Annotated in this window: 13 protein-coding genes; 3 read left to right on the forward strand and 10 right to left on the reverse strand. The window is 38.4% G+C overall.

What is annotated here, in order from left to right:
- Nucleotides 1-38 precede the first annotated feature (38 nt).
- Both AB4486_RS00755 and AB4486_RS00760 read right to left on the reverse strand, forming a co-directional pair.
- Nucleotides 39-530, reverse strand: coding sequence for a hypothetical protein (locus tag AB4486_RS00755; protein ID WP_004731883.1), 492 nt, complete (start codon nucleotides 528-530; stop codon nucleotides 39-41).
- A 22-nt stretch (nucleotides 531-552) separates the two neighbouring features.
- Nucleotides 553-1074, reverse strand: a complete 522-nt coding sequence (locus tag AB4486_RS00760) for a nicotinate-nicotinamide nucleotide adenylyltransferase (RefSeq protein WP_108192234.1) — start codon at nucleotides 1072-1074, stop codon at nucleotides 553-555.
- Nucleotides 1075-1183: 109 nt separating this feature from the next.
- On the opposite strand from AB4486_RS00760, the gene nadE reads away from it, so the two are divergent.
- Nucleotides 1184-2014, forward strand: coding sequence for an ammonia-dependent NAD(+) synthetase (gene nadE / locus AB4486_RS00765; RefSeq protein ID WP_372116182.1), 831 nt, complete (start codon nucleotides 1184-1186; stop codon nucleotides 2012-2014).
- A 104-nt stretch (nucleotides 2015-2118) separates the two neighbouring features.
- Here the strand turns inward: nadE and AB4486_RS00770 are convergent, their stop codons facing one another.
- Both AB4486_RS00770 and AB4486_RS00775 read right to left on the reverse strand, forming a co-directional pair.
- Nucleotides 2119-3990 (reverse strand): MOSC N-terminal beta barrel domain-containing protein, encoded by a 1872-nt coding sequence (locus AB4486_RS00770; protein ID WP_372116184.1) that lies wholly within the window; start codon nucleotides 3988-3990, stop codon nucleotides 2119-2121.
- Between the two features lie 209 nt (nucleotides 3991-4199).
- The gene (locus AB4486_RS00775; protein ID WP_102332685.1) at nucleotides 4200-4964 is read right to left on the reverse strand and encodes an EAL domain-containing protein; all 765 of its coding nucleotides are present in this window, start codon (nucleotides 4962-4964) and stop codon (nucleotides 4200-4202) included.
- Nucleotides 4965-5233: 269 nt separating this feature from the next.
- Here AB4486_RS00775 and AB4486_RS00780 point away from each other — a divergent pair, with 269 nt between their 5' ends.
- Complete coding sequence (locus AB4486_RS00780; protein WP_372116187.1) at nucleotides 5234-6190, forward strand: helix-turn-helix domain-containing protein; 957 nt, start codon at nucleotides 5234-5236, stop codon at nucleotides 6188-6190.
- 96 nt (nucleotides 6191-6286) lie between these two features.
- Complete coding sequence (locus tag AB4486_RS00785) at nucleotides 6287-7276, forward strand: helix-turn-helix domain-containing protein (RefSeq protein WP_372116190.1); 990 nt, start codon at nucleotides 6287-6289, stop codon at nucleotides 7274-7276.
- A 276-nt stretch (nucleotides 7277-7552) separates the two neighbouring features.
- Here AB4486_RS00785 and AB4486_RS00790 read toward each other — a convergent pair whose 3' ends face one another.
- The 6 genes from AB4486_RS00790 to AB4486_RS00815 all read right to left on the reverse strand — a co-directional run bounded on the left by AB4486_RS00790 (nucleotide 7553) and on the right by AB4486_RS00815 (nucleotide 14217).
- The gene (locus AB4486_RS00790) at nucleotides 7553-7816 is read right to left on the reverse strand and encodes a hypothetical protein (RefSeq protein WP_017062773.1); all 264 of its coding nucleotides are present in this window, start codon (nucleotides 7814-7816) and stop codon (nucleotides 7553-7555) included.
- A 533-nt stretch (nucleotides 7817-8349) separates the two neighbouring features.
- Nucleotides 8350-9090: a LysM domain-containing protein gene (locus tag AB4486_RS00795; RefSeq protein ID WP_017064302.1), complete on the reverse strand. Its 741-nt coding sequence runs from the start codon at nucleotides 9088-9090 to the stop codon at nucleotides 8350-8352.
- On the reverse strand, nucleotides 9087-10214 hold the full coding sequence (locus AB4486_RS00800; protein ID WP_017059956.1) for a hypothetical protein: 1128 nt from the start codon (nucleotides 10212-10214) through the stop codon (nucleotides 9087-9089). Before AB4486_RS00800 ends, AB4486_RS00795 begins: the two co-directional genes overlap by 4 nt.
- Nucleotides 10171-10875, reverse strand: coding sequence for a hypothetical protein (locus AB4486_RS00805; RefSeq protein ID WP_241910041.1), 705 nt, complete (start codon nucleotides 10873-10875; stop codon nucleotides 10171-10173). The genes AB4486_RS00800 and AB4486_RS00805 overlap by 44 nt, the downstream gene beginning before the upstream one ends.
- 13 nt (nucleotides 10876-10888) lie before the next feature.
- Nucleotides 10889-13690: a CS1-pili formation C-terminal domain-containing protein gene (locus AB4486_RS00810; RefSeq protein ID WP_372116194.1), complete on the reverse strand. Its 2802-nt coding sequence runs from the start codon at nucleotides 13688-13690 to the stop codon at nucleotides 10889-10891.
- On the reverse strand, nucleotides 13690-14217 hold the full coding sequence (locus AB4486_RS00815; protein ID WP_240492705.1) for a hypothetical protein: 528 nt from the start codon (nucleotides 14215-14217) through the stop codon (nucleotides 13690-13692). Before AB4486_RS00815 ends, AB4486_RS00810 begins: the two co-directional genes overlap by 1 nt.
- Nucleotides 14218-14221 lie beyond the last annotated feature (4 nt).

The raw sequence follows: 14221 nt of genomic DNA on the forward strand, positions 1-14221 counted from the left end.
CATCTCAGCATCTCAGCATCAATTAGTAACCTAACGGTCTAGAACGGCAATTCAACCTGCATCATGAGGTCAGCGTCTCGTGAGTCATGCCAACGGTAATCAAATCGCATGCGTGGTTGCCCTTCTACTTTATCACCAAAGCCAATGCTTAATTGAAGGCCATGATTCATCAACCACTCTTCTGTCGACATATCATACTGATCATCTTCGAGATCTTCTGGGAACCACATACCTAATCCAACGTAGTTAGATTCAAGGCTTTGAGTTAATAGAGGCGCATCTTTGCTCTGAATAACCCAATCAGACCAATAGTCTGCCGTTGATTCAGGTTCATCTTCGCTTAATCCACTGAGCTCCATCATACGTTGACCGAAGGATTCAAGGCTCGTAGACAAGTCTAAACAGTTATTTTCATCGTCAGAAGTCAGCATGATCGAATCTAAGCTAAAGAAATCACAATCAGCGTGAGCAGGCATACTGCATGCTGCAATGATCATCGTCGCTGGTATCGCGCGCTTTAGCATAGTCATCAGACCTCTTAAATTAGTGAATCTACATTATTGTATACAGTTCACCATCTTGCAATATCTTTGTAACTGACTTTGTACTCAATTTCGCCACATTGCTCCCATTTTGCAAAGCAAGGCGGATATCGGTACTACGAATCTTTACTTTTTCAGGGCAAGCCATCACAGACCACTGCTTGGTAATCTCATCTGATTTATAGAAAGATGAGAATTTAAAGAAGTTATCTGGGCCAATAACAAACGTCAGTTCAGCGTCACGATGTAACTTTTGGAGTTCACTGAGCACTGCATAAGTCGTGACGCTTTCACCTGGAGTAAATAGGCTCTTTTCGATCAAAGAAAGCTCCACTTGATCCAGTGAAAGATCGCTAATAAATGCGTTAACTAACTGACATCTCGTATCAAAGTCTAGCATCTCTTTTCCCCAAGCATGGGAAATACTTGGAACAAGTAGAATTTTGTCAAAGTGAGCCAACGAATCAATCACACTTTTGTGCCCTAAGCTCGGCGGATTAAACGCACTACCGAAAATGGCTATTTTTTCCATTATTTATTACTGCCTTCTCTTTCTAAGCTTGTGCAAAGAGGTTTTTAAATCGGATGATTTAGGTATGATAACACTAGATTTTTAATTTGCTTGCAGGAAAGGAATACGAATGGAACAGTTAATTCGTGACGAAATGCGCGTACTACCTTCAATTGACCCTCACTTCGAAGTGACTCGTCGTGTGGACTTTATCAAAACGAAACTTCAGCAGTCAGGCTGCAAGTCTCTGATCCTTGGTATCAGTGGCGGTGTGGATTCGACAACTTGTGGCCGTTTAGCACAAATGGCAGTTAATAGCCTGAATGAAAGCGCTGGTAGCGACAACTACCAATTCATCGCCGTTCGCCTACCATACGGTGAACAAAAAGATGAAGACGAAGCACAACTTGCTCTCTCTTTCATCCAGCCTTCTCAATCTGTTTCTGTAAACATCAAAGCGGGTGTTGATGGGCTTCACGCAGCATCTCACGTTGCACTTGAAGGTACAGGTTTACTACCAACAGACTCAGCAAAAATCGACTTTGTTAAAGGTAATGTGAAAGCTCGCGCTCGCATGATCGCGCAATACGAAATTGCGGGTTACGTTGGTGGTCTTGTGATTGGTACTGACCACTCAGCAGAAAACATCACTGGCTTCTACACCAAACACGGTGACGGTGCATGTGATTTAGCGCCTTTGTTTGGCCTGAACAAGCGTCAAGTTCGTGAACTTGCAGCAACGCTAGGTGCGCCAGAGCTATTGGTTAAGAAAGTGCCTACTGCCGACCTAGAAGAGCTTGATCCACAGAAAGCCGACGAAGCAGCATTGAACCTTTCTTACGACCAAATCGATGATTTCCTTGAAGGTAAAGAAGTCCCTCAAGACGTGTCAGACCGCTTAGTAGGCATCTACAAAGCAACACAGCACAAGCGTCAACCGATCCCAACGATCTACGATTAATTGTTTGAATTAATCTTAGAATCAAAAAGGCCGGAAGTTCATTTCAGTGAACTTCCGGCCTTTTCTATTCAATGTGCTTTTCTTTCTGGCCTTCCGACACCGAGTTAGTCTACAACTTCGATATCAGTTTGAGGCACACTGCAACACGCCAGTATTTGCCCCATGTTGCGTTCATGCTCTTGCAACGCCGGTACATCAGGTTGATGAACTTGCCCAGACTCAAGGGTCACTTTACAAGCACCACAGAAACCCGCGCGACAGCTTGATGCGATAGACACACCTGCCGACTCAGCTTGCTCTAGTAGTGTTGATTGGTTGTTGCCTTCGAACAGGTAGCCGTTAACGCTCAACTGCAGTTGCTTCACCGCTTCTTCCGTTGATTGAGCAACACCAAACGCTTCTTGATGATAATGTTGAGGGTTAAGCCCCATTTGAATCAGTAGTTTCTTGGCATTGTCCATAAAGCCGTCAGGGCCACACACGAACGCTTGACGCTTGTGTAGCTCTTCAATTTTAGCGACATGCGACACGCTTAGACGCCCAGACAAACCATCCCACTCTTTGGTTGGTTGGCTTAATGAATAGATCACACGAAGACCCGCGTGCTCACTGGCGATCTTATCAATCTCAGCTTGATAAGGGATATCTTCTTCGCTGCTGCATTGATGATAGAAAACCACATCATCAATTTGACCATGGTCTGCCAAGTAACGAAGCATCGACAACATAGGGGTAATGCCGCTGCCTGCAGACAACAGCAGTAATGGGTGAGTTGGATTCGCTTCTAAGTAGAACGCACCATCTGGGTTTTGAGCAACTAGCGTATCGCCCACTTGGAAATGATCATTCAACCAATTAGAGATCTGGCCATCGTCCACTCGCTTCACGGAAATCGCCAAACGACCTGCGCGTGAAGGGCTAGAAGATAACGTGTAACGACGAGACACTTTCTCGCCATTAATCACCATTTCAATCGGTAGATGCTGCCCCGGCTGATAGCTTGGTAATAAATTGTTCTCTTTCGCTGGCTCTAGCCAAAAGGTTGTGAAGTCGCGAGCGATCTCTTCACGCTCGACGCAAGTTAAGTGCAGTGACTCGACCCAAGAGTCTTCGTAGTGTTCTTTCTCTTTGGTTTCAAGTACCTCAACAACGTCACCCGCTTTCACCAGACCTTCATTTTTCGCCACAAGGTTCTGACCAAAGAAAACGCCACCACGTTCATTGGCTCTGAACGTAGAAAAGGTATTGAGTGGCTCTTTTGTTGCTCTGAATTCGCCGCTCTCAACATCGACTGTCGTTAGGATACAGCGCTCACAAGGCTTCACCGCTTCGAATTCAACCTCACCAATTCGAATGCGCTTCCAACCATCTTCAGCAAACGCTTCAGTGTTTGAGACGACAAAATTGGTGCGGAACTGATCCATGGAATGCGTTTCAGGACTACGGCGATTCAACTCATCAAGCGAAGCTTGGCTGATGATTAACATCGGGTAACCATCGGCGAAACTGACATTCTGACCAAGCTTTTCTCGAACACGATTAGATTGCTCACCACAGAACAGAAGTTCTACGCGAACACCAAGCACATCGCTAAACCAATCATCCGCCTCGTCGTTGGTGGTATACGCAGTGAAGCTATCTTTCCACACTGTTGCAGGCGCTTCTTGCATCTTGAAGTTTGCATATTTTAGGCGCAGCGGTTCTTTGCCTTCGTAAGTAAAAATCAAACCGTCTGGCTGCAAGCTAGAAGACACATTGACCATTTTAGGGTACTTACGCGCCGTCACCATTGAGCCGTCAGCCAAGGCCAACATAAAACGTCTGTCGAAGGTAAGGCCCTGTTTTTCGACCCAAGCAGAAGAGAGTGCAATCCCACCTACTGATTTAACCGGAAACACATTAATTTGAGATAAGGAGGGCTGTTGACCTGAAAGCTCTTGCTCCAAAGCCTTTTGATCCAAAGGTGACTGCGACATAACGATTCCAATGTTTTGTTGTTTGTCCCAATGCTAACAAATGGTTATAAATAGATAAACTGGCAGGCATTAAACACTTGATACTAAGTAGGCATGATTAAACTAATAGAATGGCATTATGTTCCGGCAAACCTAAAACTCTTGAAACTAACGATGATGCTTTACACACTAAAAGTAACCCGAATTTATTCACGCTATTTTTAAGTAGATCAGCAATATGCTGCACCTTGTTTCGACAATTGACTCAATGAGCCAGGTTTGCCTAAGTGATAGCCCTGAAAATAATCTATGCCCTGCGATTGTGCAAAACGTAAATCTTCATGGTTTTCTATACCTTCAGATAACAATTCAATCTGATACTTCCGAGCTAAAAATCTAAGACGCTCCCAAAAGGTCGAATTATCACTCCGGTTTCTCATTAACGACCGATCTATTTTCACTATGTTCGGTTTAACAACCCTAATCAGTGCTTCACCAGTGTTATAACCACTGCCATAGTCGTCTATCGCGATTTTAATTCCAAGACCACGACATACTCCAAACTGGGACATCATCCTTTTCTCGTCAATGCCAACCGGGTATTGTTCATTCTCAGTAAGCTCAATCCATAAGGTTATACCCAACTTATTACATGCTTGCCAAATTGGGGAAATATCACGTAGAAAAGTGAAACTTAAAACGTGATCAGGGGAGATATTAATAGTCAGAAAATCAATCATTTTCTTCTGAGACAATAATTCCTCGGACACTCTTAACAAGAATATTTGAGTAAACCATGCAATCTTCTTAGAGTCTAACAGACAGCGAATTGACGATTCAACATCGTGCCCTTTTTCCCAACGTAACAAAACCTCAGCACCGACAGTTCCATTGCCATTAGTTATCGGTTGAAAAACAGGATAAAACAATCCCTGATTAACATCGTCAACAAGTGCTTCGGCTTGTAAATTTTCAGACAACATATTCGTATTCATAAACAAACCTCTTTTTGTGATTAATCCATACTACAGATCAATAACTAGCAAGGATTAGCATGAACAAATCATATGTAGCTTTACATGCCTACTTCTTAACCGTGAAGACAAACTGCATAAGTAGTTAAACGAACTCCTGTACAAATACACAATGCCGTTTCAAAACGGTAATCTCGAGTCTGTTACATTTAGATAGGTTATTAAAAATGCCATAAACTATCATAGATGCCTATACTTCAATTAGATCAAATTACGCTTAGGGATAATGTATGTTTGGTGACTATTTAAAGGAATTGAGAGTCTCACTAGGTCTTACTCAGAGTGAGCTTGCTGTTAAGTTAAACCTTGCAAATGAAGAGTTTCGCTCTGTAGACGTGGTAACTCTCAGTCGTTGGGAACGAGGAAAAACCAAACCAACACTTGCAAAATGCCTAAGAATCTTGCGTTGTTTACAGGTTGACCTGAGTGACTTTTATGAATTAATACCTAATCCAAACGAAACAAAGCTACTAGACGAGATTGAACAACTTCGTTTTAATAACAGGGTAACGAAGCTTTCATCATTAAGTTATGAAGAGCCACAAGAGCCACAATCAACTTTAATTACTGAGATGCCACTTCTTTTGAAAGATGATGACAAGATACTATCTAGCCTTAAAATCTTTTACGAAACAGCCATCCATACACCGAAGGGTTTTTTCGAAATTAATCTATATGACTACCAACAAAACAAACGAGCTATTTTAAAAAGATTTATAACAGAAAGCGGGCAGTTGGTAGGTCACTCAATTAGTTTTATATTCGAAAGTGACTATTTTGACAAAGTTACTCATTCAAAAATCATTGATATCGACCTGACAAAATCTGTCAGTTATAAAAATTCGACTAAGTTATCGGTTTGTAATTATAATCGTTACTCTTCTAATTTCCAGATATTTCGATGTATGTTAGTTTCTCAATTTATAAACCTAATTCACTATTCAAATGTTCAACGTTATTATTTCTTTACTGCATGGCCTGAAATCGGACAAATTTTAGAGCAACTTGGATTTAAGAAAATAGCATTTGATATTGAGTCAGAAAAAGGAGGTTTTAAATTAGGCAACCGCTCATTCGAACATTGCTTATACGAAATTGATACAGCGACACTTCTTTCTCAACCCGAAATAATAACCCTCATAAAAACAACCCAGTGGGATAACCAATACTCAATCAAAAATCATTAGGCATAGCCAAACAGACTTTAAATTAAGATGCCTACCATCTTAAGTTTCTACACATAATAATACTTCGCCTTATGCAAAAGATTGGAGAAAATTACTGTGTTTGGCGAATACTTAAAAAAATATCGAATCGCGAATAAACTAACACAAAGTCAAGCAGCTACAAAGCTCAACTTACTCGGAGGAGATCTATCGAACATTGATACCGTTACACTTAGTCGATGGGAAAGAGGAACAACTAAACCAACTCTTAGCCGTAGTATTCGTGTTTTGCGAGAATTTACCAACGATCTTGAGCCTTATCTATCTAAAGTTAGTCATTTACAACATCAAGACCCTAGTTCTAAAAATAGAGTTGATCAATTCAATACTCTGATGGAAGAGAAATACCGTAGTTTAAATAACTTGATCGCCAGAGCAAATTATCAGTCAACATCGATGATCGAACACAATCCTGTTTGTGAATATCCGATTGGAAATTCTAATGATAGTGAGATTGTAAATTCTGTACTTGTTTTTCATGAGAAAACCTCTGATGAGAATATTAAGCATGGACTCTATAAAATCGATTTTTTAAACTATTGCAATGAAAAACGTTTCATTGCCTATAAATATGTCGACAGCGTCACAGGGGAGCTATTAGGACATAACATAGGCACTATATTCACGACTGAAGGTATGATCTCCGAAATTGAAACACTTTCTCAAAAGTCGATTGATGAAATAGATTTAAGAAAAACCGTTCCTTATAATAAAAGCCGAAAATTAGCTTATTTTGCGGTGAGCCAGCATTCGCTGTACGAGCGACCTTTTCGTCTACAATTAAATAGAGAATTCAGGTTTCTAGCAAAACACGCTAACATTACCGACTACTACACAACAGTTGCTATAAAGAGCTCAGCAGAAGTACTCGAAAAAATGGGATTTTCTGTTGTTTCGTACGAGAAAAAATCAACCAACGGTGCAATCAAAATTGGTAAACACTATTATTCTAAAGCTTTAATGCACATAAAAACAAGCCAGCTATTTACTCAACCCGAGTTCTTGAACTTGCTTACAGGCTGTCAAACCTGTTCAAACCCATGCTAAATTAGCTCTCAGTGTTGCTAAGCGGTCTCTTTCCGCGCACATTAACAGGAGTACCAATCCATCGAAAGATAGTTCTGATGGATGAACTCCTGCTTGCTTCAATCTTTCAAAACACAGCTCTACAGTTTTGACATTCGTATTCGATATTATTGAACCAATATACCTCATTATTTTCCCACTTAAATTATCAGTACAATCTATATACTATGTAATTAAGCGATTGAGTATTAAAGCATATGGTAAAAAGTTAGAATCTAATATGCTATGTTCGCTTGACTACATGTCAACCTCACGAACAATTACATCATCTACTTCATTGTTTAGTAATGTTACATAACTGCTCTGAGTCATGCCTCTTACAGCTTTCGTGTTTTGCATGCCATCCACATTCGTTAGACTTTTGTCAGAATAAATTGCTCGTATATCTCCATCGACTCGGCCTGAAAACGTGACATCATCAGCACTAATAGAAGCAATCGCTGAGGTTGCAAAAAATAAAAACGAACATAAAACGACCTTAATATTGACAAACGACTTCATAAACACCTCAAATGTAATTGGTTACATATGAGAGTTTAGCTTATTCGCAGGAAAAAAGAAGTCTAATGCCTATCAGCCACTCTTGCATCCGTGATGTTAGATTTGTAAACATTAATTTGTTCAGAAAAGTCCATTCATAACGATCATGACATAGCATGGATACGGCCACATCAATTCACCAGACTTATGCATATTATGCACTGGTTAGCGATTTGATGGCAGTTAAACCTTAGGGAGAGACCGAAGAGTAAAACGCTAATACATATCTTGCAAGTCTTCATAGTAGTTTAATGGTTTTACATTAAGAGAATTAAATTTTATCTAACTTCGTAATATTTAATACCTGAACCTAAGATCTGGTATGTAAACCATGATTCTTGGCAACACTTGATTATTCACATCAACGTAAGCTATGTAAGATCATAGATGAATAGTTAGACAGATTTAATCGAGTGCAAAAAAAAAGCATCACCATACCTTATAAGAAATAGGTCTAGTAATACTTTAATATTGATCAGGTTACCGGTAAGAGCTTATTCTAATACTTGGCCAGGAATGAGCAAATCAGGATTTTCAATATCATTACTCTCAATGATCTCTTCTAAATCGAAGCCGAACTTTCTACGTAGTTCATATAACCAATCACCTTCTTGTACGACATAAGGTAATGTCGGCTTAACAGCAACTTCGGATATACTGTTAGACATAGTATCGAAGTCACAGTCCGTATCAGTTGGGTCAGATGTGCAATCCGGAGCTTTCGTAATTTCAAGTGACGAAGGGCGAGGTTCAACTTGGTCAGACTCAATCTTACGCTTGCTGTCATTGAAATAATAAGATAATCCAACCACGGCTTCTCGTTGATTTTGCCCAAAATCATCATTCAACGTTTGATTAAGTGCGATACTCGCACCGAAATATTCATTCAAAGCATACTCAGCAAGGTACTCTATTGTTGGATATTTATCTTCAAATCCGACTCCAACCTTTAAATCAATTTCTTCTCCATCATGTATACTATAAAGCAAACCTAAATCAGGTATGTACTCAGAATCATCTAATAATTTATAATGTTTGATACCTAGATTCAATTGAAGTCGGTTATATTGGTAGAGAAAATAAATAGATTGAGAATTCTCAAACATATCTCCATCAAAATTATAGCCATAGTTTGCCCCTACCCCCAAAATATGAGCAGTTGGCTTCTCAGCAACCGCTGCACCGCTGGTTAGTACTAGAAACATAAAAAAAATATTATTAATTAGTCGGTTCACAGGTTCACCTCATAAACAACATTAAACGACCCTTGGTAATTACCTGAACTGAGTGCATTTCCATCGACATCAAAACTAACATCGTATGCTACATCAACTTTGTTACTACCTTCTCCATTCACTGTAATCACTTCTGAATCAGGAAAAGATGCGGTATTAAGTACTCCGTCTTGGACAATCACCTTGTCAGGGCTTTCGCAGCCAATGGCACACGTGATTGTGTAGGGTATCTTTTCTAGCGAGTTATCAATATTTGTAAGCTCATAGTCACCTGACGTAGGGCTAAATGTCATAATAACGCCTGTAGGTAAAGTCCCTAACAAGCTAACATCATACCTCGTTGTACCAGAGATCCTTTTTGTTGCAGTATCATACTGGGGTTCAATATTCCCGTCTCCAAGTACCGTTAATGATTCAAGGATCGCAGCTTGATAATCAATCGTGATAATTAACGTCTCCGGCACTCTGGTATAAGTCATCGTACCGGTTTGACTTGTAAAAAAGTAAGTGGGTGAAAGGTTAATTGATGCCGTAAAAGTTCCAGATCCAACAGGGGCTGCGAACACATCATTACTGATATTAGGCAAAGCGAAAGCAGGTCGATAAAACTTAAAAGGCTCTATTCGGCTTGTTGCTGTGTAACCCATTCGCGACACACACAAAGTCGACTCTTGGCCCACTTTCGCACTCGAACCACTTATATTTGTAGCTGCACACTCATTGGCAACTCCCATTCCCACATTTGACCCGTAGTCTTTTGATGTGAAATAACTAGCCGAGCTACCCAAATTGTACTCAACGCCTAACAACTCCAGGCTGGTGTTAAAACTTTCGCCTGTAGAATGATTAACAAAGCTAACGTTATTAACGGGTTGGTTATCCATCGTTGCGGGATACCACTCTGCCGTTGGTTGCTCTTGCGCTATCGTCCATGCAGATGGAGATATAGCTTCACTACCGAAATAACTATTTGGCGCCGCATTGTTCCAAACCACAGAGTTGTTTGCTGTAATCGTTCCGTATACATCTGCAGCATGGCTACTATCTAAAGCCGTGAATAATAGCGCTATACTAATTAGGCTATTTCTTTTTAATAGTGATATTTTTGTTATAACTGTAATCATGGTTGGCTACCTTAACGGATAACGAATCGACATTTTGCAGGCCTTCTGCTAATTTTATGGTTTTCTTTCGACCAGATAGTATTGTATTAGTTTGTTTACATTTGTTACTAACAGAATTCGGTTTACAGTTATCAAACTGTATGTAGAAAAATGTGTTACCATTATTTTCCACATAAACTTCTGAACCGTTATATTTAACTTTGTAGTCAACATTGGTATTTTTTGCAGGTACAATATAATAAGGAGCATAACCATAATTAATACCAATTATACTTTCTTTTTTATCTCCATCGATAACGCTAGGCATGAAAGTCACTTGATAAACTTTGTCCTTCTCTAAATCATCACAATTAACCTGACATAAATTCTTTACTGATACACGACGTCTTTCCCCCGGATTTAATATCAGTTTATTGGGTAATAGCGCAAGATCCCATAAAGGTAAATTATCTTTTGTTAGCTCTACCTTTTCTAACTCTCCGTTTTCAACCTTTACTTGGCTAACGTTACCTTTTATATATTCAGGTTCAGTTTTCGAACTAGTCAGAGTAAAAACTTCATTACCATCTTCTCCAGCTATAAGAAGCATTTTATCTATGCTAAATGCATGGCTAAAAGAGGTCGTCATTAATAGTATCGAAGTAAATATTACACGTTGCATAATTTTCTCTATGTTAGTTATAAGCATATGGCGTCATCTCCATATGAACTGCATAATTAATGAGTTCATCAACATACAGTTTGTTTGCCGTAGTTAGTTGCTCAGGAGACTTAGCGAATATATACAAATAACCGCCAAGCTTTTTGTTTATAATTTCAACACCTGAGTTGTTCAGTTTGTTCTGATAGTTCAATACAATATTACTATCCTTGTATTGCCCTAAGTAGTAATAATAAACACCATCAACTAGGGCTATCTGATAACCTTCACTATTTTCTTCGAATGATGGCATACAGAAGTTATTACCTAAATTCAAATTATTAACCGATGATAACTCCGGTATTACACATTGGTTTTCCTTAGATATAATTTTGTAAGGTTGTTTATCTTTCACCTTAAATTGATACACACCTTCAACAAGCTTGTCAGTAGAAACACAACCTCCACCGATACATTCAACTCCGTCTATTGGATTTCCATTTATATCACTAAACGTCGATATAAATGATTTCAACTCAGACAACGACGTATCCAAACGGATAACAGTTCCTGGATAACTAGTAGCCGACGTATAAGACTCACCATTGTTGTAAAAATCAGAGGCTTCCGTATCAAGCTTGAATTCATATTCATAGAACTCTTTTAATGGATATACCGTCAAAGCATCTCCACTAACATAAGCATTGCTTTGTTTTCCATTCTGCTCGGAGTTAACTACCGCCAAGAATTTTCCATCCGAAGACAGTTCCCCTGTATCATTATTCGAAATAAAATAAGAAGATGACTTTTCACTCGTAAACTCTATTCCTTGAGAAGTTACGATATTACTTGTACCAATATATGCAGAAACACTTGTATTACTACTTGAATTGATATAGGCATAAGAGTTTGAGTCAATATATTTATTCTTATAATTTGCAGACAATGATAAATCGGCACTGCTTTGGTCTTCAGTAGAATCTTGATAATAAAGTCCCGCAGAGCTTGATACATTTAGATTGTTTCTGTTAATTAGACTACTTGAGACTGTATCTCTATGCGATAGCGCAACATCACCACTATCATCTATTTGTGCTTGTGTACTATGTGTGTATGTGTTTTCCTGGCCTATTGGAATAATTATTGAGGCCATAACACCATAATTTATATCACTCGATTCACTTGCTGATAACTCTAAGTTCACCTTTGAGTCAAGTGGTAATGATGATATCTGCACGCCACTTCTTGCAGACCAACTTTCTGATTCATTATTATAACCATTACTAAAATCTTTATATTGGTTTTTTGTTAATATACCCGATATATATGATGATATATTTCTCGTTAAGTACTTGTTGTAATTTACTGATAATGACGTATAGTTCGAGTTACTGAATAAAAGTTGAGACAAACTAATATCTCCAATACTATTATCATTTTCACTATCAAATTTTGTGTAAGATACACTTAAGTTATAAATCCCCACATCAAAATTATAAAAACTAGATCCATCGTCAAATAATCCTGTTACTGCCGATATTCTGGACACTTCCCCTAAAGATAAGTGACCACCAACATAATTATAATTATCTTCCCCTGTAATAAACGAACCTGCACCCAGTGCAAAAAAATCCGTAACTTGATAGCTCAATTTCCCATTGGTGAACATTGGACTTTCATAATTATCATAAGCAAAGTTGATGGATTTCTGGTCAAAATCGTCCTCTAGTCCCGTATTCGTCAGGTCTCTTGATAAATAACCGGCTGTAATATGATAATCTAGTTCGCCGGTTTTAATCGACGAAGAGCTTGTATTGACTATCAACCTATCTTCTGTGTAAAACTCTTCACTGCCATCAAATATTCGAATTGTCGCAGTATAAGTACCAAATGGTAGCTCGTTATAGTCAAAGTATTCTTGCCCTGCATCCACATTACGACTTAATAGAACACGGCCTCTATCATCATTAATTTCTAGTCGACCAGCTCTTGAAATGTTCAAATATACTCGTCTAGAATTAGGAGATGATTTTTTTACTAGCTCTCTCGTCGATCCAATCGACAACATGTAACCAGAAGTTTTGCTGCCATTTTCTAAAAACTGAGTACTATTCCAAGAGCGTTCTTGGTATTTATACCCGACAGAGAAACGAGTATTACCACCAACATAGTTATACGATGAGTCATCCGAACTGAAACCATTGACATCACTAAAGTTTAGATCATTATGCAAATAGCCATACTTGCCAAAACCTGCATAATTTTCATGTTGATAAGAATAAGACGATGTATAATCAGTGTTGTCGCTATAAGAACCAGATAGATTCAAACCATGTGACATAATGATCGCGTTTTGATCGATCTCTTCTTTTACAAATTTTATTTCTGACTCTTCTATTATCTCAGTTAAGAATTGTGAGTTAACATGAATAATCAATGATTGGCTATCTGGCACATAAACAAAATCATATAAATCAGGTAGTAGACCACATTCACTTCGATAACCTTTACAATCTAGGCTCGATTCAACCCCATTTACCAGTGTTGTTGCCATCGCATCGCTAACATCTTTCTCAATACCAAGTTCATTCGCCAATGCTTGTGCTACAAGTTGTTTTTGTGAAGTGGGAATTCTTACTTCATCACCCGAGATGAAAGCTTCCGAATAGAATAATTTGTTGTTATCAGCCGAGAGAATTAGTGGCATTCTTATCAACTTCTCTTCAAACATATCTTCAAATCCATCTGGAATATTTGCGACGGATTTTGAACTATATATTATGGCCAAGAAAAATATGATAATTAAGTTTAAACCAAACCAAAGTCTAATAAACATTATAGTTGAAGCTCCACATTGAACGTAATACGACCATTGCAATCTAATGGCTCATCACTCGGTATATTTTTATTTGTCACTAATTCAAATTCATTGGTAGAGTTTTCATATTCAGTATTTTTAATATTATTAAATTCAAAGTTTGGTATATCTAAAATATCAGAGTAATGTTTTCTATCGATATAGAGATCGACAAAATCATCATACATAGTCTCACCGCTATCGTTGAGAACACATTTAGAAGTGAACTCTGATATGTTATAACTGTATTCAAACGAATCCCCAGTGCTTGTTGGTATATTCGTTCTAATATAAGAATAAAAACGCCCATTTAGAAAGGTTTCGTTCTCACTATCATACTTCAGTGCAATAAACTCATCAGATAAATCTACACTTATAGAATAGTCATACAAATTCGCTCTATTTATTTGTGTATTTACTGGAAATGAATAGCTTTCATAGCCAAAGCTATTGAAACTAAAAATAACAAGCAATAATAGAAAGAAATAATTTATATAGATATTCATTTTC

Source organism: Vibrio sp. 10N.222.55.C6 (genome assembly GCF_041473395.1).
Classification (GTDB): Bacteria; Pseudomonadota; Gammaproteobacteria; order Enterobacterales; family Vibrionaceae; genus Vibrio; species Vibrio crassostreae_C.

Bases quoted from the DNA above. Each gene is read 5' to 3' on its own strand.
- AB4486_RS00755 (WP_004731883.1), bottom strand. From the start codon at position 530: ATGACTATGCTAAAGCGCGCGATACCAGCGACGATGATCATTGCAGCA.
- AB4486_RS00760 (WP_108192234.1), bottom strand. From the start codon at position 1,074: ATGGAAAAAATAGCCATTTTCGGTAGTGCGTTTAATCCGCCGAGCTTA.
- nadE (WP_372116182.1), top strand. From the start codon at position 1,184: ATGGAACAGTTAATTCGTGACGAAATGCGCGTACTACCTTCAATTGAC.
- AB4486_RS00770 (WP_372116184.1), bottom strand. From the start codon at position 3,990: ATGTCGCAGTCACCTTTGGATCAAAAGGCTTTGGAGCAAGAGCTTTCA.
- AB4486_RS00775 (WP_102332685.1), bottom strand. From the start codon at position 4,964: ATGAATACGAATATGTTGTCTGAAAATTTACAAGCCGAAGCACTTGTT.
- AB4486_RS00780 (WP_372116187.1), top strand. From the start codon at position 5,234: ATGTTTGGTGACTATTTAAAGGAATTGAGAGTCTCACTAGGTCTTACT.
- AB4486_RS00790 (WP_017062773.1), bottom strand. From the start codon at position 7,816: ATGAAGTCGTTTGTCAATATTAAGGTCGTTTTATGTTCGTTTTTATTT.
- AB4486_RS00800 (WP_017059956.1), bottom strand. From the start codon at position 10,214: ATGATTACAGTTATAACAAAAATATCACTATTAAAAAGAAATAGCCTA.
- AB4486_RS00805 (WP_241910041.1), bottom strand. From the start codon at position 10,875: ATGCAACGTGTAATATTTACTTCGATACTATTAATGACGACCTCTTTT.
- AB4486_RS00810 (WP_372116194.1), bottom strand. From the start codon at position 13,690: ATGTTTATTAGACTTTGGTTTGGTTTAAACTTAATTATCATATTTTTC.
- AB4486_RS00815 (WP_240492705.1), bottom strand. From the start codon at position 14,217: ATGAATATCTATATAAATTATTTCTTTCTATTATTGCTTGTTATTTTT.